Source organism: Agrobacterium sp. RAC06 (genome assembly GCF_001713475.1).
Classification (GTDB): Bacteria; Pseudomonadota; Alphaproteobacteria; order Rhizobiales; family Rhizobiaceae; genus Allorhizobium.
Map to the genome: position 1 here is coordinate 2,591,837 of NZ_CP016499.1, position 17,993 is coordinate 2,609,829.

General features: G+C 61.6%; 22 protein-coding genes. 8 read left to right on the plus strand and 14 right to left on the minus strand.

What is annotated here, in order from left to right; all coding sequences use genetic code 11:
* Together rsgA and BSY240_RS24155 are read left to right on the plus strand one after the other, a co-directional pair.
* Window positions 1-1,023: a ribosome small subunit-dependent GTPase A gene (rsgA, locus tag BSY240_RS12470; RefSeq protein WP_069042518.1), complete on the plus strand. Its 1,023-nt coding sequence runs from the start codon at window positions 1-3 to the stop codon at window positions 1,021-1,023.
* Between the two features lie 155 nt (window positions 1,024-1,178).
* On the plus strand, window positions 1,179-1,328 hold the full coding sequence (locus tag BSY240_RS24155) for a hypothetical protein (protein ID WP_171901572.1): 150 nt from the start codon (window positions 1,179-1,181) through the stop codon (window positions 1,326-1,328).
* Window positions 1,329-1,467: 139 nt separating this feature from the next.
* Here BSY240_RS24155 and pheT read toward each other — a convergent pair whose 3' ends face one another.
* The 12 genes from pheT to infC form a co-directional block, all read right to left on the minus strand.
* Window positions 1,468-3,891, minus strand: coding sequence for a phenylalanine--tRNA ligase subunit beta (gene pheT, locus BSY240_RS12475; RefSeq protein ID WP_069042519.1), 2,424 nt, complete (start codon window positions 3,889-3,891; stop codon window positions 1,468-1,470).
* A gap of 80 nt (window positions 3,892-3,971) precedes the next feature.
* Window positions 3,972-4,250, minus strand: a complete 279-nt coding sequence (locus tag BSY240_RS12480; RefSeq protein ID WP_054151418.1) for a DUF2442 domain-containing protein — start codon at window positions 4,248-4,250, stop codon at window positions 3,972-3,974.
* Window positions 4,234-4,467, minus strand: coding sequence for a DUF4160 domain-containing protein (locus tag BSY240_RS12485; protein WP_054151417.1), 234 nt, complete (start codon window positions 4,465-4,467; stop codon window positions 4,234-4,236). The genes BSY240_RS12480 and BSY240_RS12485 overlap by 17 nt, the downstream gene beginning before the upstream one ends.
* A gap of 46 nt (window positions 4,468-4,513) precedes the next feature.
* Window positions 4,514-4,804: a DUF2442 domain-containing protein gene (locus BSY240_RS12490; RefSeq protein WP_083229732.1), complete on the minus strand. Its 291-nt coding sequence runs from the start codon at window positions 4,802-4,804 to the stop codon at window positions 4,514-4,516.
* Between the two features lie 95 nt (window positions 4,805-4,899).
* Window positions 4,900-5,985 (minus strand): phenylalanine--tRNA ligase subunit alpha, encoded by a 1,086-nt coding sequence (pheS, locus tag BSY240_RS12495; protein WP_069042520.1) that lies wholly within the window; start codon window positions 5,983-5,985, stop codon window positions 4,900-4,902.
* Window positions 5,986-6,111: 126 nt separating this feature from the next.
* Entirely contained in the window at window positions 6,112-6,516 is a 405-nt protein-coding gene (gene rplT, locus BSY240_RS12500; RefSeq protein WP_006725066.1) for a 50S ribosomal protein L20, read from the minus strand.
* Window positions 6,517-6,553: 37 nt separating this feature from the next.
* Entirely contained in the window at window positions 6,554-6,757 is a 204-nt protein-coding gene (gene rpmI / locus BSY240_RS12505; protein WP_054151415.1) for a 50S ribosomal protein L35, read from the minus strand.
* Between the two features lie 154 nt (window positions 6,758-6,911).
* The gene (locus BSY240_RS12510; protein WP_069042521.1) at window positions 6,912-8,234 is read right to left on the minus strand and encodes a sensor histidine kinase; all 1,323 of its coding nucleotides are present in this window, start codon (window positions 8,232-8,234) and stop codon (window positions 6,912-6,914) included.
* Entirely contained in the window at window positions 8,231-8,896 is a 666-nt protein-coding gene (locus BSY240_RS12515) for a response regulator transcription factor (protein ID WP_054151413.1), read from the minus strand. Before BSY240_RS12515 ends, BSY240_RS12510 begins: the two co-directional genes overlap by 4 nt.
* Window positions 8,897-8,899: 3 nt before the next feature.
* A complete protein-coding gene (locus BSY240_RS12520) occupies window positions 8,900-9,409 on the minus strand; it encodes a PepSY domain-containing protein (protein ID WP_069042522.1) in 510 nt (169 codons plus the stop codon).
* A gap of 147 nt (window positions 9,410-9,556) precedes the next feature.
* The gene (locus BSY240_RS12525; RefSeq protein ID WP_236759250.1) at window positions 9,557-10,159 is read right to left on the minus strand and encodes a hypothetical protein; all 603 of its coding nucleotides are present in this window, start codon (window positions 10,157-10,159) and stop codon (window positions 9,557-9,559) included.
* A 175-nt stretch (window positions 10,160-10,334) separates the two neighbouring features.
* Window positions 10,335-10,871, minus strand: a complete 537-nt coding sequence (gene infC, locus BSY240_RS12530; RefSeq protein WP_236759370.1) for a translation initiation factor IF-3 — start codon at window positions 10,869-10,871, stop codon at window positions 10,335-10,337.
* Between the two features lie 177 nt (window positions 10,872-11,048).
* On the opposite strand from infC, the gene BSY240_RS12535 reads away from it, so the two are divergent.
* Both BSY240_RS12535 and BSY240_RS12540 read left to right on the plus strand, forming a co-directional pair.
* Window positions 11,049-11,843 (plus strand): alpha/beta hydrolase, encoded by a 795-nt coding sequence (locus BSY240_RS12535; RefSeq protein ID WP_069042524.1) that lies wholly within the window; start codon window positions 11,049-11,051, stop codon window positions 11,841-11,843.
* Between the two features lie 174 nt (window positions 11,844-12,017).
* Window positions 12,018-12,635 (plus strand): transglutaminase-like cysteine peptidase, encoded by a 618-nt coding sequence (locus tag BSY240_RS12540; protein WP_054151436.1) that lies wholly within the window; start codon window positions 12,018-12,020, stop codon window positions 12,633-12,635.
* Between the two features lie 6 nt (window positions 12,636-12,641).
* On the opposite strand, the gene BSY240_RS12545 is transcribed toward BSY240_RS12540, so the two are convergent.
* A complete protein-coding gene (locus BSY240_RS12545; protein WP_069043965.1) occupies window positions 12,642-13,823 on the minus strand; it encodes an MFS transporter in 1,182 nt (393 codons plus the stop codon).
* Between the two features lie 138 nt (window positions 13,824-13,961).
* Here BSY240_RS12545 and BSY240_RS12550 point away from each other — a divergent pair, with 138 nt between their 5' ends.
* Together BSY240_RS12550 and BSY240_RS12555 are read left to right on the plus strand one after the other, a co-directional pair.
* The gene (locus BSY240_RS12550) at window positions 13,962-14,570 is read left to right on the plus strand and encodes an RNA polymerase sigma factor (RefSeq protein WP_171901573.1); all 609 of its coding nucleotides are present in this window, start codon (window positions 13,962-13,964) and stop codon (window positions 14,568-14,570) included.
* 31 nt (window positions 14,571-14,601) lie between these two features.
* Window positions 14,602-15,000, plus strand: coding sequence for a VOC family protein (locus tag BSY240_RS12555; RefSeq protein ID WP_069042525.1), 399 nt, complete (start codon window positions 14,602-14,604; stop codon window positions 14,998-15,000).
* Window positions 15,001-15,028: 28 nt separating this feature from the next.
* Here the strand turns inward: BSY240_RS12555 and mbfA are convergent, their stop codons facing one another.
* Window positions 15,029-16,012, minus strand: a complete 984-nt coding sequence (gene mbfA, locus BSY240_RS12560) for an iron exporter MbfA (protein WP_069042526.1) — start codon at window positions 16,010-16,012, stop codon at window positions 15,029-15,031.
* 129 nt (window positions 16,013-16,141) lie between these two features.
* On the opposite strand from mbfA, the gene BSY240_RS12565 reads away from it, so the two are divergent.
* Both BSY240_RS12565 and BSY240_RS12570 read left to right on the plus strand, forming a co-directional pair.
* A complete protein-coding gene (locus BSY240_RS12565) occupies window positions 16,142-16,612 on the plus strand; it encodes a group III truncated hemoglobin (RefSeq protein ID WP_054151434.1) in 471 nt (156 codons plus the stop codon).
* Between the two features lie 157 nt (window positions 16,613-16,769).
* Window positions 16,770-17,867: a TRAP transporter substrate-binding protein gene (locus tag BSY240_RS12570; RefSeq protein ID WP_054151405.1), complete on the plus strand. Its 1,098-nt coding sequence runs from the start codon at window positions 16,770-16,772 to the stop codon at window positions 17,865-17,867.
* Window positions 17,868-17,993 lie beyond the last annotated feature (126 nt).

Here is a 17,993-nt window from a genome sequence, read left to right on the forward strand (position 1 = left end):
TTGACCGGCCTCAACGACACCGCCGCGCTCACGCGGCTCGGCTTCAACGCCTTCTTCACCGAGCAAGTGACGGCTGACGAGGCCGAGCTCCTTGTGCGCCGCATCTCTTCGGTGCATCGCGACCGCCTGGAGGCGATCGATGCGACGGGGCCGGTGGAGATCGAGCTTCCGCCCAACAGCAATACCGCCGATTTTGCCGTGGGCGACTGGGTTCTTGCCGCGCCCTATACCGGACTGCTCGCGCGCCGCCTGGATCGCCAGACCGTGCTGCAACGGCGGACCGAAGGCGCCTTCGGCCAGCAGCTTGCCGCCGCCAATGTCGATACGCTGTTCATCGTCACCTCCTGCAATGCGGATTTCAACGCCGCGCGGCTGGAACGTTATCTGGTGATGGCCAATGAAGCGGGCACGCGGCCTGTCATCGTGCTCACCAAGGCCGATACGGTCGATGATGCCTCTGTCTACGCGGATGAGGCCCAAGGCCTGCAGCGCGATCTTCCCGTCGTCATCGTCAACGCCCGCTCGCCTGAAGCCGTCGACCCCTTGATGCCCTGGTGCGGCCCGGGCCAGACCGTTGCTCTGGTCGGCTCTTCTGGTGTGGGCAAGTCGACGCTGGTGAATACGCTCGCCGGCCACGGCGCGGAGACGGCGCAGAAGACCGGCGCGATCCGCGAGCATGATGCCAAGGGGCGGCATACGACGACGGCACGTTCCCTGCACGCCATTGCGAGCGGCGGCTGGGTGATCGATACGCCCGGCATCCGCACGCTCTATGTCAGCGACATCACGGACGGGATCGACACGTTGTTTGCCGAAATCACCGAGCTTGTGCCGCATTGCAAGTTCCGCGACTGCAGCCATTCGCACGAGAAGGGTTGCGCCGTGCAGGCGGCGATCAGGGACGGCAGCCTCGATCCTGCACGTCTCGACCGCTGGCGCCAGCTGCAGGCGGAGAACCGGGACCGCACGCCCGTCTATTCCGGGCCGAAGGGCAACAAGACGCTGCGCAAGAAGAAGTATTGAGCTTTCGGTCGCCAATCCCTACATAGGGTTCATAGGCGACGCCCTTCGCACGCGTTGCATCTGCTCGCCATCGACGAGCTTTTTCTTCCCCGTTCACCCGCGACATCACAGGCTTCGGCATCCTGCCGGGGCATTTTTCGGAATTGGAGACCAGCATGGCAGACGAAACCACCGCCAAGGGCTATGAGCCGATCCCCTTCGCCAAGAAGCACCGCATCTCGGTCGAAGATGCCAAGGCGATCCTTGCCAAGCACGGCGACGACCGCAAGTCCGCCGACAAGGAAGGCCGTCGCGTCAGCCTGTGAGGTGTGATGACGAAGCCCGACCTTACCGACGGTCATGACCTTCGGGTACACATCAAAAAAGCCCTTTCCCTGACATGCAGGGAAAGGGCTTTTTCTTTGTCTCATCGCCAGCGGCCCAGGTCCGCCCGCCATCACAGGATCAGGCGCGCAGCGTGCCGCCCGTGGACTTCTCGACATTGCCGACGATCTTCTTCGTCAGCGCATCGAAATCCTCGTCGGTCAGCGTCTTGTCGGTCGGCTGGATCAGAACCTCGATCGCCACCGACTTCTTGCCCTCGCCGACGGATGCGCCCTCGAAGATATCGAAGACATTGACGCCGGAGATCAGCTTGCGATCGGCGCTTGTCGCCGCCTTGATGATCGCGCCCGCCTCGACCGCCTTTTCGACGACGAAGGCAAAGTCGCGCTTCACCATCTGGAAGGCCGAAAGCTCGAGCGCCGGCTTGGTGCGGGTCGCCTTCTTCTTCGGTTCCGGCAGGGCATCGACATAGATCTCGAAGCCGCAGAGCGTGCCTGATACGTCGAGCGCTTCCAGCGTCTTCGGGTGGAATTCACCGAAGGTGCCGAGGATAACCTTGGGGCCGGCCTTGATGGTGCCGGAACGGCCCGGGTGGTACCATTCGGGACCGCCCTGCTCGATCTGGACATTGCTCATCGGAATGCCGCAGGCTTCCAACACGGCGAGCGCATCGGCCTTGGCGTCGAAGACGTCGACCGGCTTGCCGCCGCCCTTGGCCTGGTTGGACCACATGCGGCCGGCACCGGCGATTGAGGCCGTGCCACGGCGCACGCCACCGGCAACACGGCGCTGGGTCTCGGGCGTATCGCCCTCATAGGTGCCGGAGACTTCGAAGATCGCCACATCGCCAAAGCCACGGTCGGCATTGCGCTGGGCAGCGGTCAGCAGACCCGGCAGCAGCGAAGGCCGCATGTCCGACATGTCGGCCGCGATCGGGTTGACGAGCTTCAGCTTCTCGCTGCCGCCGCCGAAGAGCTTGGCATGCTCGGCCGAAATGAAGGACCAGGTGACCGCTTCCAGCATGCCACGCGAGGCAAGCGCCCGGCGGGCAGACCGCGTGCGGATCTGCAGCGTGGTCAGGATCTTGCCATTGACCGAACCGGTCGGCGGCAGCGGTTCCGGCTTGATGTTGTCGACGCCGTGCATGCGCATGACCTCTTCGACGAGATCGGCCTTGCCGTCGACATCAGGACGCCAGGAGGGAACGGAGACCTTGGCCGAAGTCTCGTCGCCCGACAGGATCTCGAAGCCGAGGGCTGTCAGGATCTGGCGCGACTCGTCGTTGGAAACGGTCAGACCCGTCAGGCGCTTGACTTCCGCATAGGGGAAATCAACCACCTTCTTCTGGTGACCCTTGTAGCCCTCGACCTTCTTTTCGGCCGCGACACCGCCGCACATTTCGAGCACCAGCTCGGTGGTGCGCTCCAGACCCGGGACCATATATTCCGGATCAACGCCACGCTCGAAGCGATAGCGCGCATCGGTGATGATGCCATGCGCACGGCCGGTCTTGGCAATGTTGATCGGATCCCAGAGGGCAGACTCAATCAGCACATTGACGGTGTTCTGGTCACAGCCGGAATGCTCGCCGCCCATGATGCCGCCGATGGATTCCGGTCCGTTGTCGTCAGCGATGACGACGTTGTTCGGGTTGAGCTTGTAGGTGCGGGTGTCGAGCGCAAGGATTTCCTCGCCGTCCTTGGCCCGGCGCACGACAAGCGCTCCCTTGACCTTGTCGGCGTCGAATACGTGCATCGGACGCCCCTGGTCGAAGGTCATGTAGTTGGTGACGTCGACGAGCGCCGAGATCGGTCGCAGGCCGATCGACAGAAGCCGCTGCTGCATCCATTTCGGGCTCGGGCCGTTCTTCACGCCGCGCACCAGGCGATAGGCAAAGCCCGGGCAAAGATGGTCTTCAAGCTCCAGCTTGACCTGATGCGGGGTCTCGCCCTCGACCTTGAAGGCGGGCGCCTTCGGGGCCTTGAGCGTGCCGAGGCCCGAGGCGGCCAGATCGCGGGCGATGCCGAAGACCGACGTGCAATCCGGACGGTTCGGCGTCAGGTTGATCTCGATGACCGGATCGTCGAGGCCGGCGTAAGATGCGAAGGAGGTTCCAACCGGCGCATCCTCGGGCAGATCGATGATGCCGTTATGGTCGTCGGAGATGTTGAGCTCCTTTTCGGAGCACATCATGCCATGGCTTTCGACGCCACGGATCTTGCCGACGGAGAGCGTGACATCAATGCCCGGCACATAAGTGCCCGGACGCGCCAAAGCGCCGATCATGCCGGCGCGGGCATTCGGCGCGCCGCAGACGATCTGCACTGGCTTGCCGTCGCCGGCATCGACCGAGAGCACCTTCAGGCGATCGGCCTCAGGATGCTTTTCCGCCGTCAGGATCTTGGCGATGACGAAAGGCTTGTAGGCCGCCTTGTCATCGACATCCTCGACCTCAAGCCCGATCGCGGTCAGCCGCTCGCAGATCTCGTCGAGCGAGGCCTCAGTTTCCAGGTGATCCTTCAGCCAGGAGAGTGTGAATTTCATCGAACTTTCTCGTCTTCCTCAGCGCGCACTGCGCAAATTCAATATTCCGTCGCGGTCTCATCGATAGGTCGGCGCTTAAATCAGGCCGCCTTGTCAGGCGCTTTGGCGCCCGGTGCCTTCCAGCCTGCCAGCATGCCTCGAATCGACAAATCCTCATCTACATCAGGCCAATGAACCCCCGCGAGCATGAGATGCACGTTGTTGCGCTGCGCAGGCGTTGCGTTCAGAAGCCGCGGATACCACCACAGCGGCGTCGATACCTGCCGTCCGTCGGCGAGCCGAACGTGGACCGTATGCGGGTCGCACCAGGCCTCGGTCGGGCGCTCCGCCTCTGGATAGGAATCATGCGAAATAGTCATTCCATGCCTCCAGCATCTGCTGCCTGTGTTCCGCGACCACTTCCAGTATACGTGCAAGGTCTCTCTGGCTAAAGCCCCCGGCTTCCGCGACCTTGAGATCAGCAAGCCAGACCTTCGCTTCACCTCCATTGCCATCGACGTGAATATGAGGCGGCTCATATCGGTCGGCGGAGTAGAAATGAAAGCGGAACCCATACTTGCGAAGGACCGTCGGCATCAGCTCACCCCTTGCACAATCTCCTTCAACCTGAAGGATCCTAACCCTACTGTCTCGTTCCCATCTGTATCTTGCCCGAGACGTCCAGCGGTCGCGCGCCTGATGCCTGTCTTCCGAGGAGTATGCTGACCACCGTCACATCGAGATCGATGTCGGGCCAGTGGATGCTCGACGGCATGAATTCCACGTTGTTCCGCTCCACCGGCATCGCCTCCTGAAGGGGCGGGTACCACCAGACCGGGACGCTGACGATACGACCGTCCGTCAGTTCCACATGCAGCAGGTCGTCATCGCAAAGCAGATCGACCGGCCGCATGTTGTCGAGATGTTCAATCACGTCGCATTTGCCTTCATTCACTCGGAGTAGCGGGCTTCATCCACCCCTCCGTCTGGCCGCCCCTCATTCATCGGGGCAGCCACGCATTGTGCCAATCAGCTGCTCAGACCGCCGAACAGCGTCGGCACATCGAGCGGGCGGAAGCCATAATGGCTCATCCAGCGGACATCGGCGTTGAAGAAGTCGCGCAGGTCCGGCATGCCGTATTTCAGCATGGCGATGCGGTCGAGGCCCATGCCCCAGGCGAAGCCCTGGTATTCGTCGGGATCAAGACCGCCAGCGCGCAGCACGTTCGGGTGGACCATGCCGCAGCCGAGGATTTCCATCCAGTCCTTGCCCTCGCCGAACTTGACGATCGGACCCGACGAGCGGTCGCACTGGATGTCAACCTCGAAGCTCGGTTCGGTGAAGGGGAAGAAGGACGGGCGGAAGCGCATGGTGACGCTGTCGACCTCGAAGAAGGCCTTGCAGAATTCTTCTAGGATCCAGCGCATGTTGGCGACATTCGCGGTCTTGTCGATGACGAGACCCTCGACCTGGTGGAACATCGGCGAATGGGTAGCGTCCGAGTCCTGGCGATAGGTCTTGCCCGGAATGACGATGCGGATCGGCGGCTTCTGGGCCTCCATGGTGCGGATTTGCACCGGCGACGTGTGCGTGCGCAGCACCTTGCGCTCACCGTTTTCATCCGGCTGCAGGAAGAACGTGTCGTGCATCTCGCGGGCGGGGTGACCTTCGGGGAAGTTCAGCGCCGTGAAGTTATAATAGTCGGTCTCGATATCGGGACCTTCGGCGATCGAGAAGCCCATGTCGGCGAAGATCGCTGTGATCTCGTCGACGATCTGGCTGATCGGGTGGATGCGGCCACGTTCGGCCGGCGAGGAGCGCACGGGCAGCGAGACATCCAGCGTCTCCGCCTTCAGGCGGGCATTGATCGCCGCATCCTTCAGGGCTGCCTTGCGGGTTCCGATTTCCTCGGTGATCTCGTTCTTCAGCGCGTTGATCGCGGCACCGCGCGTCTGGCGCTCTTCGGGCGTCATGGTACCCAGCGTCTTCAAGAGTTCCGAGACGGACCCCTTCTTGCCGAGGGCCGCCACGCGCACAGCCTCGATCTGAGCCTCGTCCGCAGCAGCGGCGATGTCAGCGAGAAGCGTCGTCTTCAAACTGTCGAGATCGGACATGTTTCCGTTTCCTGCCCCATTGTCTCGCCACCATTTCCCGGCGGCATGAAGATCACATGAAAAAACCCGCGCCAGCCCTGCCAGCGCGGGTTTCCCAATACTTGAATTCAGTCTGGGAAGCGCTGGTTACTTGACCGCGCTTTCAAACTCGTTGGCCGTGCCGGCGTCCTTGAGGTAGGCGAGTGCCTTCTTGGAAGCTTCTACGAGCTTCGCGAATGCTGCCGGCTCATGGATGGCGAGGTCGGAAAGGACCTTGCGGTCGACTTCGATGCCAGCCTTGTTCAGGCCATCGATGAAGCGGCCGTAGGTCAGGCCGAATTCGCGGACTGCAGCGTTGATACGCTGGATCCACAGAGCGCGGAAGTTGCGCTTGTTGTTCTTGCGGTCGCGGTAAGCAAACTGCTTGGAACGATCAACGGCAGCCTTTGCTGCGCGGATCGTGTTCTTGCGGCGGCCGTAGAAGCCCTTGGCCTGCTTGAATACCTTGTTGTGCTTGGCGCGGGAAGTTACGCCACGTTTTACGCGTGCCATGTCATGATCTCCTTAATTGTCCAACAGCGAGCGGGTCTCAGAGACCGTTTGGCAGGTAGTTCTTGATGACCTTCTTGCCGTCAGGTTCAGCCAGAACCATCGTGCCGCGGGCATCGCGAATGAACTTGTTGGAACGCTTGATCATGCCGTGGCGCTTGCCAGCAGCGGCGGCGAGAACCTTGCCGGTCGCCGTGATCTTGAACCGCTTTTTGGCGGCAGATTTCGTCTTCATCTTGGGCATTTTGCTACTCCATTGTTCTTGTATCGAAACAGGCTGACGAATGCCCGTTTTCAAGCATAAAGAACGGCCACGGCATGCCCTGCCGGACCGTTCGGACGCGCGCTTATAACCGTAGACCTGAAAAAGCGCAACGGGTGGCGATCGGAATCTTCGTTTACAGGCCAGCCGGCAAAAGCAAGCTCACTCTGAGGCCACCGGTTGCCCCCCGCGAAAAGGCGATGGCACCGCCATAGGCGTTCAGAATATCGGAGGTGATCGCTAACCCCAGCCCCGTACCCTCGTCCTCCACCAGATGGACACCGCGAGCAGCAATTTCCGGGATCGCTGCTTCGGCAACACCTGGACCATCATCCTCGACTTCGAGCCGAATATGTTTCCCGTCGCGCTCCGCCACGACAGCGATCTGAGTTTTGGCGAAGTGCGTGGCATTGTCGAGCACATTGCCGAGCGCCTCTGCGAGGTCGGCTGGATCCATGTCGACGGTCAGCTGATCATCGACATCGACCTTCCAGGCGACATCACGCGCTGACGTGACCGGCGTCAGAACCGATATCAGCTTGCCGGTGAGCGAGGCCAGGCCCGTCTGCGCCATCTGCTCGACGCCGAGCCTTGCCGACTGCAGCTGCCGGTCGGAACGTTGGCGGATCAGATCAACCTGCTGACGGATCATGCCGCGCTCCCGATCGGGCAGATTGTCTGCGAGCTGCAGCAGAACGGTGAGCGGCGTCTTCAGGCCATGGGCAAGGTCGCTTGCTCTGGCACGGGCGCGCTCGACGGCCGTTTCCCTCTCCTTCAGGAGGCCGTTGAGCTCCGTGACGAGAGGACGGAGCTCGGTAGGGCCGGCATCGGGCAATTGGTCGGTCCGTCCGGAACGGACGAGAGAAAGCGCCTGCTGCAATCTCGACAGCGGCGCAAGGCCGATGCCGATCTGCAGGAAAGCCGCCGCCAGCAGGACGGCAGCCGTGAGTACGAGCATGATCGTCATCGCGCCATGGAACTTAGAGATGGCATCATCGATCATCTTTTGATCGAAACCGGCAAGCAGCGTCAGAGGCCGATTGCCTTCCGGCGTTTCGAGTTGAACCTCGCGCAGTTGAAGCAACAGAGGTTCACCATCCGGCCCTTCGCCCTGTCGAAATCCGTAGGCGCCGTGTTTCAGGGTCTCGGGCAGCAGCTCGACATCCCAGAGCGAACGGGAGCGGAAGACCTGGTCGGTTCCGGCGATCACCTCCCAGTAAAGGCCACTGCCCGGCAGTTCGAAGCGCGGATCACCTGGCTCGTCCGTCATGCGCGCAACGCCGGCGGGGAATTCGACGCCGGCGGCCAACTGATCGATGATCGCCGACATGTCGGCATGATAGCGGTCTGCGACATAATTGGAGAAGATCCGGCTCAGGCCGGAGGCGACGAGGAGCAGAACAAAAGCAATCGCCAGAACGGCGCCAATGAACAGGCGCAGACGTAGCGACTGGGTCATGCCTCCTCGCCTGAGAGCGTGTAGCCGAAACCCCGGCGGGTCGCGATGGCAGACGGATGAGTCTTGCGGCGGATGCGCGCGATCATTGCCTCAACCGCATTCTTGGCCTGCTCGTCGTCCCGTCCCTGAACCTGGCGCGCAATCTCGATCGGATCGAAGACCTTGTGCGGCTCGGCGATCAGCATGGAAAGCAGCCTATACTCGAGCGGCGTAAGCTCGATCGGCCGGCTCTCGAAGGTCACGCGACGGGAGGTATCGTCGAGCACGAAACCTCCGGCTGATGCAGTCGCCTTTGCGCGGCCATGAACCCTTCTCAACAGAGCCTTCAGACGGGCGATGAGTTCCTCGCTGCGGAATGGCTTGGGGAGATAGTCGTCAGCGCCGGCATCGAAGCCGTCGACCCGTTCCATCCAGGATCCTCGTGCGGTCAGGACCAGGATCGGAACCTCGACACCGGCGCCGCGCCAGCGTTTGAGGATGGACAGGCCATCCATGCCGGGCAGGCCCAGATCGAGGATGATCGCCTGATAGTCGCCCGTTTCGCCCTCGGCCCAGACATCGGGTCCATTGTTGAAATGTTCGATGATGAAGCCTTCCGCCTCCAGCTTCGAACGTGTGTGGTCCGCAATGGTCTGGTCGTCCTCCGCGAGCAGAATGCGCATGTGTCACCATCCAAAGATATTGAGTTTGCGGCCGGTCGCCGCCTCGAACTTGAGTGTTCTGACACTCGGACCGCTCTGCACCTTCAACGTATAGAAGGGCTTGCGCGCCTGCATGTTGAGATCGACGGCGATCACACGTCCGCCGCCCTGCTCGTCGACCCGTTTTAGAATTTCCCGCAGTGGCAGGATCTCTCCGCGCCTGACGGCTTCGCGCGCCTCCTTCTGGTCGCGCTCACGCCTGGAGCTGCCGGATCGGTCGTCGTCGTCGTCCCTGTTGTCATCATCAGAGCCACGTCCCGAGCCGCTGCGGTCCTCCTTGTCGTCATCTTTGCCACTGTCATCATCATCATCGTCGTCAGATCCGCTGCCGCCGCTGCCGCCGCTGTCGTCATCTTTGCCACTGTCATCGCTGTCGCCATCATCCCCTCCGTCCTTTGCCCATGCCGATGACGTCGGTATGGCGGAGGCCAGACCGAGGCTCAGAAGGGCAAGAATGAAAAGACGACGGTCCATACAGGCTCTGTTCGGGTTTGTCGGAGAGTAGCGCGGGCCGAGACTTGCGCCAACAGGAGAAAAGCTATCCCCGCCCGGTGGGGGCCGGGCGGGGCGAAACGGTGAGAGGGTGCCCGCGGCGGCTCGGGCTTCACCGCTTCGAACTGGTCAGATGGCGGGGACCACGGTCACGCTGGACAGCGTGCCGCGTGGGGCCCGAAGCTTGATTTCCGTGTTGCCATGCTCCTGCTCAACCTCGAAGCGCAAACGCTTGCCATTCTGGTCGACGGGGATCATGGAGCCGCTGAGCAAGCCCTGCAGCTGGGTGTTATTGACGATAAGGCGGATCTCGTCGCGATCGCGGTTGCCGCTCCGGCGGCTGCCGTCCTCGGCGCTGTCATCAAAACGATCGTCGCTGTCGTCATAGCCATCATCGTCATCATCATCGCCGCTACGGTTGCGATCGCGGTCGCGGTCCCGATCACGGTCGCGGCCCGAGCTGTCGTCAGAGCTGTCGTCGTTGTCATCGGAACTGTCGCGGCCACTATCGTCCCTGCCGCTGTCGTCGCTACCACTGTCATCGCTACCGCCGCCGCCACTGTCACCGCTGTCGTCGCTGCCACCATCATCATCACCGCCACGCGCTTCGGCCTGGCTGACGACGAAGGATGCAAGGGTAGAGGGCGCGAGCGAGGCGATCGCGGGGATCAGGGTGAGTGCGGCCAATGCCGTGGTCGAGACCAGCAAGGTCCGGCGCAGAAATCGGGTCATCTTGAATTCCTCCAGGTTCGCAATCGCGTTCGATGGAGGGATCATGCATCAACGCCGCTGACAGAGCGGCCGCTGTGACGATCAGCGTTCTGTCAGACAAGGAACCGGCAAAAACCAAGCATGAAAAAAGCCGCCCCGTAAGGCGGCTTCATCCGGTCCTGCCATGCGGCAGCAATCAACGCGGCGCGAGCACCATCATCATCTGGCGACCTTCGAGCTTCGGCTCGGCTTCCACCTTGGCGATCGTCGCGGTGTCTTCCTTGACCTGAAGCAGGAGCTTCATGCCGAGTTCCTGGTGGGCCATTTCGCGGCCACGGAACTTGAGCGTCACCTTGACCTTGTCGCCCTCTTCGAAGAAGCGATTCATAGCCTTCATCTTCACCTCATAGTCATGGGTGTCGATGTTCGGGCGCATCTTGATTTCTTTGACCTCGACGATCTTCTGCTTCTTGCGCGCTTCGGCCGCCTTTTTCTGGTTGGCGTATTTCAGCTTGCCCAGGTCGAGGATCTTGCAGACCGGAGGCTCGGCATTCGGCGAAATCTCGACCAGATCCAGTCCGGCCTCTTCGGCCATGCGCAACGCCTGATCCGTCGCCACGACACCGAGGTTCTCGCCCTCTTCGTTGATCAGCTGGACTTTCGGAATGCGGATTTCACGGTTGGAGCGCGGCCCGTCCTTTACGGGGGCATCGGTCTTGAACGGTCTGCGAATGGTCGTATTCTCCTCAAAACATTTCGGAATGTCGCAGCGTAAACCCGCGCGCATCCGCGTCAAAGGGCTATGTGATATCTGCGACGGCAGTGTCAATAGCATGCTTGCGAAAGAAAATCACCTGTTGTCGCGCACTTCCTGGATGTGTTTTACAGCATTCGACAAAAGGAGCACGCGATGACCGACACAGCCAACATCCTCAGAGAGACGACACTGACCGTCGGTTCCGGCGATGCAGCCCGCGACATCGCGGTCATCACCCGCATGGGAACCGAGACGGACCGGCCGGCGCTTGTCTGGCTCGGCGGTTATCGCTCCGATATGGCCGGCACCAAGGCAATCGAAATGGACGCGTTGGCCGGTGACGAGGGGCTCACGGCCATTCGCTTCGACTATTCCGGCCACGGGGTGTCCGGCGGCGATTTCAGAAAGGGGACCATCTCGCGCTGGACCGAGGAAGCACTTGCCGTGCTTGCCTCGTCGGGCGTCAAGAAGGTCGTGCTGATCGGCTCGTCCATGGGTGGATGGATTGCGCTTCGCGTGATCCAGGAGGCACGGCGCCTCGGCCTGCCCTTCTCGGTCGATGGCCTGGTGCTGATCGCGCCGGCACCCGACTTCACATCGGAGCTCATCGAGCCCAGCCTGACTGCGGCAGAGCAGCAATCCCTGGCCGAGCGCGGCTATTTCGAAGAGCCGTCCGAATACAGCCCGGAGCCCAACATCTTCACCCGCCGCCTGATGGAAGACGGGGCCGAGAACCGGGTGCTGACCGGGCTCATCGAGACCGGTTGCCCGGTCCATATCCTGCAGGGCATGAAGGACCCGGATGTGCCCTATCAGCACGCCCTGAAGCTGATGGAATTCCTGCCGCTCGACGACGTGGTGCTGACGCTGATTCGTGATGGCGACCACCGGCTTTCCCGTCCAGAAGACATCGCCAAGATGAAATCGGCGATACTTTCAATGATCTGAGTATTTCGATTCTTTTATTTCTCCTCGATCTTGGGAACCGATTCTCATTTCGGCTGTTCGAACTGTCGCATTTTAACCATACCGGATGAATTGCGCGGGAGAGAGCCTCCCGCGCCGTTGACTCACGTCCTGTCGCAATCTTAACCTTTTGTTAAGGATACAGGGGACGTGTTCATGACGAACGGCTCGCGCGCCATCAAGGCGCTGATCATTGCAGTTGCGGTGCTCGCACCTGCCCATGCGGGTCTTTCGGCACCGCAGACATTGCGATCGATGATCACCGGCGCCGTGACATCCCAGCCCATCGGCCATTACGAATTCTGCAAGGCCCTCGCCGATGAATGCAGCATCCGGACCCGTCCTTCGGTGCCACCGAAGGTCACCGATCACGGCTGGAGCGTCATCCGCGACATCAATGCCAGCGTCAATCACGCCATCGTCCCCATGACGGATGCGGAGATCTACGGCCGCGAGGAAGTCTGGGCCTATCCGGTCGACCTCGGCGATTGCGAAGATTTCGTGCTGTTGAAGCGCAAGAAGCTGATGGAAGCCGGATTCAATGCGGCCGATCTCCTGATCACCGTCGTGCGCAAGCCGGATGGCGAAGGCCATGCGGTGCTGACGGTTCGCACTCAGTCCGGCGACTTCGTGCTCGACAACCTCAACGACGACGTCAAGCTCTGGACCGAGACGCGCTATGCCTTCCTCAAGCGCCAGTCTTCGACCGACACCGGCCGCTGGGTCACCATCGAGAACGGCACCTCCGACGTTCTCGTCGGCGCGCTGCAGTAAAATCGGTCAGCTTTGTCTCTCGCGCGTCAGCGCGAGGGTCGCGATCACGGCAAGGCCGGCCATGCCTGCCAATGCAGCCAGAGCTGCATTGGTCCCGACCGTCTCGTTCAGCCAGATCACGGACACAGGCGCAATCGCCGAGGCGATGATGCGGGCGGACGCGAGCGTGCCCATGGTCCGCCCATAGCCCGCAGCGCCGAAGTAGTGCAGCGGCAAGACGCCCCGCACGATCGAGGTCAGCCCCTGCCCTGCCCCGTAGAAGATTGCAAAGGCGATGGCGAAAGCCGCCATCGGCTGGACCAGTGCGCCGGCAAGAATGGCGAGGCTCAGCGCCATGGCCGATGCGGCGATGATTGCGGTCAGCGGCGGCGAGAAAAGGTTGCGTCTGACATATTCGATCAGCCTGGCAGCTACCTGGCTTGGACCGATGAGGCTGCCGGCAAGCGTTGCCATTGCCGTGGCATAGCCGAGGTCGCGCATCAGGACGAGAAGTGTCGACCCCACCGCCGACATGACGAAACCTCCGGCGGCAAAGGCCGTCGCCATGAGGATCATCCGGCGTTTGCGCTCGCTGTCGAGAACAGGCTCACCGGTCGATTGCTCTTCACGGACGGTCTCCTCCGGCGCGATCATCCGCGCCCTTGGCAGAGCCAGATGGATCGGCAGCGCGATCAAGAGGTTCATTGCGGCCATCACCAGGTAGATGTCGCGCCAGGTCATGATGGTGAGCAGCCATTGCAGGAGCGGCCAGAAGACGGTGGAGGCAAAGCCCGCGATCAGCGTCACCAGCGTGATATGGGCGCGCGCCTCGCGGCCATGGCTCTGGGCGAGTGCTGCAAAGCCCGCATCGTATTGTACCGCAAGCGCGATGAATTCGGCGACGAGCGTGATCGCCGCGAATTGCCAGGCATTCTCCATCACCGAAAACAGCGCGAGCGAAAGTGCTGCCGCGACGGAACCGAGACAAAGGATGAGGCGTGCACCGTATCGATCGACCAAGCGCCCGAGCACGGGGGCTGCCACCGCGCCCGCCAGCAGCCCGAAAGAAAAGACGCCGAAGACGAAGCTCTGGCCCCAGCCGAATTCGCGAGCGATCTCGGGAGCCAGCACGGAGAAGGAATAGTAGAGCGTGCCGTAACCAATGGTCATGGTGACGCCCAGACCGATGGTCGCGGGAGATGCTTTCATGAAGGCGCCATATCCACGGATTATTGCAGGCATGTGACCATTCATCCTGACGCAATCGGTCACCTCAGCCAAACTCAATCTCTGTTGCTTGTCGGGTCAGCCGGGGTCTGCCACCATGACGGGTGAGTGGGGGACATCGTGCAGGCCAGACAGTTCAGACAGCTTCTCAACGAGGCGCGACGCCTCAGCCGGCGGGCGGACGAGGCGGAAGACCTTCTTCAGGACGCGCTCCTCGCCGCGATCACCGCAGGCCGGGAGGATTTTTCCAAGCCGGAGAACCTGCGTTGGCTGCGCGGCGTGTTGCGCCATCGCAGCACCTTCGTGGCGAGATCGGCAGTCAGGCGACGGCAGCGGGAGAGCGTCTTCGTATTTCGGCAACCGCAGACCAGTGAACCGGCCGAGCCGAATGACCTCGCCCACCATCTGCAACGCCTGCCGCCCGGCCTCAGAACCACCTTTCTGCTCGCTCTCAATGGCCAGACGCATGCGGAGATCCGCCATCTGCTGAAGCTCAACGAGGCGGCGCTGCGCCAGAGGATCTGCGACATCCGCAAACGCCTGCGTCCCTTTGAATTTACTGGCGCAGTACCAGACCGGCTGTGCGGAAATCTCGCCTTCGGCTCAATCCGCCAGACGCTGCGTCCGCTGATCGGCCATGTCGACGCGATGCTTGCGACCCATGATCCGGACGGTCATCTGATTTCTTTTGGACGCAACCTCACGAAAATACGGCCAGCGGCAACATGATCATGTTCGCATTCCAACACGGGAGTTCTCCATGCTGAAATCCAAAAAACTCACCAATATCTGCTACTACGTCGCCGATATCGATCGGACGGCCCGTTTCTATGGCGAAACGCTGGGGCTCGACCTTCAGCGCATGCCGAACGAGCCCGGCGAACCCGACTGGCTCATTGCCTCGACGGCCAACGGCATCGATCTCCTGTTCTTTCAAATGGAGACCAGGCCCGGCAATTCACCGATCATCGTCTTCGACCTCGACGACGGCGGCATCGACGACATGGTTGCGGGACTGGCCGAGCAGGGTGTCACAATCGTGACACCCGTCAGCCATGCGCCCGGCGGCTGGTCATCTGAATTTGCCGATCCAGACGGACATACGCTGTCCATGTACCAGACCGAGGAGATGCCGCGACAGAAGAAGGCCGCAGTCTAAGGCGAAGGCAGCCGCTCCTCGCATTGCGTCATCCCTGCCCGATCAGAACCCCGGCGGCCAGCACCAGCGAGCCGCCGAGCACCACCTGCATGGCCGCGCGCCAGAAGGGCGTCTCCATGTAGCGGTTCTGAATGAAGGCGATCGCCCAGAGTTCGAAGAAGACGATGACGATGGCGGTGATCGTCGCGGTCCAGAAATGCGGGATCAGATAGGGCAGTGCGTGGCCGAGACCGCCGACCGTGGTCATGATGCCGGAGGCAAGGCCGCGCTTCAGCGGCGAACCGCGGCCAGAAAGCTTGCCGTCGTCATGGGCTGCCTCGGTGAAGCCCATCGAAATGCCCGCACCGACCGAGGCCGAGAGGCCGATCAGAAAGGTCGACCAGGTATCGCCTGTCGCGAAGGCGGCCGCAAAGATCGGCGCCAGCGTCGAAACAGAACCGTCCATCAGGCCTGCGAGGCCAGGCTGCACATAAGTCAGAATGAACTGACGCTTCTTCGTTTCATCTTCCGTCTCGCGTGCATCCTCCGGCAGATGCCGGTCGCCGAGCATGGTCGCGATCTCCTCGTGACCCTGTTCGGCCATGGCGAGATCGCCGAGCAGCTTGCGGATGCCGGCGTCGGAGGTGTGTTGGGCGGCCTCGTGATAGAAGCGATAGGCCCCCTCTTCCATCTGCAAGGCCTCTTCGCGGATCTGGTCCAGCGTCAGGTTCTTCCTGAGCCAGTCCGGCTTGCGATCATAGAAGCCGCGCACATGTTCGCGCCGGATCAGCGGGATACGCTCGCCGAAACGGTCCCGATGCATCTCGATCAGCATGTTGCGATGGGTATGCTCCACCTCGGCCATATCCTCGAAGACCTTGGCAGATTGTGGATAGGCCGCCCGCAACTGGTCGGCATAGGCGAGGTAGATGCGGGCATCGTCCTCCTCGGAGGAAATGGCAAGCGCCAGGATCTCCTGTTCGGAGAGTGTGTCGAAGGGGCGCTTGCCGCCCTTCTGGAAAAGACTGAACATGACGATTATCACCTATCTTAGAATTATTCTAAACTTAGGCCATGGGAGGCCTTGTATCAAGATGCCGCATAGACCATTTGCACGGCAGGGTGCATCAGGTGCCCGAAAGCCATGAACGAGACGAAACCGATGACGATGGAACTTACGGGCCGCGCCGCCCACCGCGCTGAAATCACGGCTCGTGCCCAGGCCGACATGGCAGCCATGGGTGTCGATGGGGCATTTATCGACCGCTTGGTGGAGACGTTCTACGGGCATATCCGCCAGCATCCCGAGCTCGGCCCGGTGTTCGACGGGCGGCTCGCCGGACGCTGGCCGGACCATATGGTCAAGATGAAGGCCTTCTGGAGTTCCGTCGCCTTCAAGACAGGCGCCTATGGCGGCAAGCCAGTGATGGCTCACCAGAATGTCGACGGCATGGCGGAACACCTTTTCCTGCAATGGCTGCAGCTCTTCTCCGACACCCTCGTCGAAATCGGCGCCTCGGAAGAAGCCCATGGCTGGTTCATGGCCAGCGCCGAGCGGATCGCCAAGAGCCTGGTGCTGTCCCTCTTCTACAATCCAGCCTTCGATGACCCGCGCATGCGTAGCCCGTCCTGACAGTTCCTTGCGCGGAACACCGCTTGCGCGAAAGAATAGGCAAATTTGGTAAGGTTGCCGGACAATTTCCTGAGCTTTTGAACTTGCACTCCCGGTCATGCCCGACTAGACCCACCGCGGGAGCTGGAGGAGTGCGTATTATCAGAGGCAAGAGATCATGAACCGCCGTCAATTTTTCAAGCAGGCCAGTGTCGCCGGCATCGGTGCCGCCGCGCTTGCCGCCCCCGCGATTGCCCAGGAAAATCCGAAGATCACCTGGCGCCTCGCCTCGTCCTTCCCGAAGAGCCTCGACATCATCTATGGCGCTGCCACCGACATTGCCGAAAGCGTCTCGAAGGCGACCGACGGGCAGTTCCAGATCCAGGTCTACGCAGCTGGCGAAATCCTGCCGCCGCTTGAGGTCGCCGATGGCGTCGCCGACAATACCGTCGAGATGGCCCATACCTGCTGCTATTATTACATCGGCAAGGATCCGGCCTTCGCGCTCGGCACCGCCATCCCCTTCGGCCTCAATGCCCGCATGACCAATGCCTGGTTCACCGCTGGCGGCGGCAATGAGCTGCTCAACGAGTTTCTCGCCCCTTACAAGCTCTATGCGCTTCCCGCCGGCAATACCGGCGCGCAGATGGGCGGCTGGTATCGCAAGGAGATCAAGACGATCGACGACCTGAAGGGTCTGAAGATGCGGATTGCCGGTCTTGCCGGGGAAATCATGACCAAGGTTGGCGTCACGCCGCAGCAGATCGCCGGCTCCGACGTCTATCCGGCGCTCGAAAAGGGCGCCATCGACGCCACCGAATTCGTCGGCCCCTATGACGATCTGCAGCTCGGCTTCTACAAGGTCGCGCCCTATTACTATTACCCGGCCTGGTGGGAAGGCGGCCCGACGGTTCACGCCTTCTTCAACCTCGAAAAGTTCAACGCGCTGCCCGAAAGCTACAAGCGTATCCTGACGGATGCCTGCGCTGCCGCCAACGCCCGCATGCTCGCTCGCTATGATGCGTCCAACCCCGGGGCGCTTCGCGAACTCGTCGCCGGCGGCGCCCAGCTGCGCGCCTTCTCGTCGGATATCCTCGACACCTGCCACAAGGCGGCGAAGGAAACCTATGCGGATCTCTCGGCCAAGAACGAGTGGTTCAAGAAGCTCTTCGACAGCCAGCAGGCGTTCAAGCAGGACGCCTATCTCTGGGCTCAGATCGCCGAATACAGCTTCGATACCTATCAGATGATCCAGCAGCGCCAGGGCACGCTCTGATCAAGGCGTCATCGTCCGACAACGACAAACCCGGCTTCCAGGCCGGGTTTGTTTGCTTTTGCCGCAGGGTCGCTTCATGCCCTTCAAAAGGCAGGACAAAACGACTAAGCTCGCTGCAGAACGGAA

What these genes read in the sequence shown, in the direction of transcription:
- BSY240_RS24155 (WP_171901572.1), top strand. Translation starts at nt 1,179, where the DNA reads ATGGCAGACGAAACCACCGCCAAGGGCTATGAGCCGATCCCCTTCGCC.
- pheT (WP_069042519.1), bottom strand. Translation starts at nt 3,891, where the DNA reads ATGAAATTCACACTCTCCTGGCTGAAGGATCACCTGGAAACTGAGGCC.
- BSY240_RS12480 (WP_054151418.1), bottom strand. Translation starts at nt 4,250, where the DNA reads ATGACTATTTCGCATGATTCCTATCCAGAGGCGGAGCGCCCGACCGAG.
- BSY240_RS12485 (WP_054151417.1), bottom strand. Translation starts at nt 4,467, where the DNA reads ATGCCGACGGTCCTTCGCAAGTATGGGTTCCGCTTTCATTTCTACTCC.
- pheS (WP_069042520.1), bottom strand. Translation starts at nt 5,985, where the DNA reads ATGTCCGATCTCGACAGTTTGAAGACGACGCTTCTCGCTGACATCGCC.
- rplT (WP_006725066.1), bottom strand. Translation starts at nt 6,516, where the DNA reads ATGGCACGCGTAAAACGTGGCGTAACTTCCCGCGCCAAGCACAACAAG.
- rpmI (WP_054151415.1), bottom strand. Translation starts at nt 6,757, where the DNA reads ATGCCCAAGATGAAGACGAAATCTGCCGCCAAAAAGCGGTTCAAGATC.
- BSY240_RS12510 (WP_069042521.1), bottom strand. Translation starts at nt 8,234, where the DNA reads ATGACCCAGTCGCTACGTCTGCGCCTGTTCATTGGCGCCGTTCTGGCG.
- BSY240_RS12515 (WP_054151413.1), bottom strand. Translation starts at nt 8,896, where the DNA reads ATGCGCATTCTGCTCGCGGAGGACGACCAGACCATTGCGGACCACACA.
- BSY240_RS12520 (WP_069042522.1), bottom strand. Translation starts at nt 9,409, where the DNA reads ATGGACCGTCGTCTTTTCATTCTTGCCCTTCTGAGCCTCGGTCTGGCC.
- BSY240_RS12525 (WP_236759250.1), bottom strand. Translation starts at nt 10,159, where the DNA reads ATGACCCGATTTCTGCGCCGGACCTTGCTGGTCTCGACCACGGCATTG.
- BSY240_RS12535 (WP_069042524.1), top strand. Translation starts at nt 11,049, where the DNA reads ATGACCGACACAGCCAACATCCTCAGAGAGACGACACTGACCGTCGGT.
- BSY240_RS12540 (WP_054151436.1), top strand. Translation starts at nt 12,018, where the DNA reads ATGACGAACGGCTCGCGCGCCATCAAGGCGCTGATCATTGCAGTTGCG.
- BSY240_RS12545 (WP_069043965.1), bottom strand. Translation starts at nt 13,823, where the DNA reads ATGAAAGCATCTCCCGCGACCATCGGTCTGGGCGTCACCATGACCATT.
- BSY240_RS12555 (WP_069042525.1), top strand. Translation starts at nt 14,602, where the DNA reads ATGCTGAAATCCAAAAAACTCACCAATATCTGCTACTACGTCGCCGAT.
- mbfA (WP_069042526.1), bottom strand. Translation starts at nt 16,012, where the DNA reads ATGTTCAGTCTTTTCCAGAAGGGCGGCAAGCGCCCCTTCGACACACTC.
- BSY240_RS12565 (WP_054151434.1), top strand. Translation starts at nt 16,142, where the DNA reads ATGACGATGGAACTTACGGGCCGCGCCGCCCACCGCGCTGAAATCACG.
- BSY240_RS12570 (WP_054151405.1), top strand. Translation starts at nt 16,770, where the DNA reads ATGAACCGCCGTCAATTTTTCAAGCAGGCCAGTGTCGCCGGCATCGGT.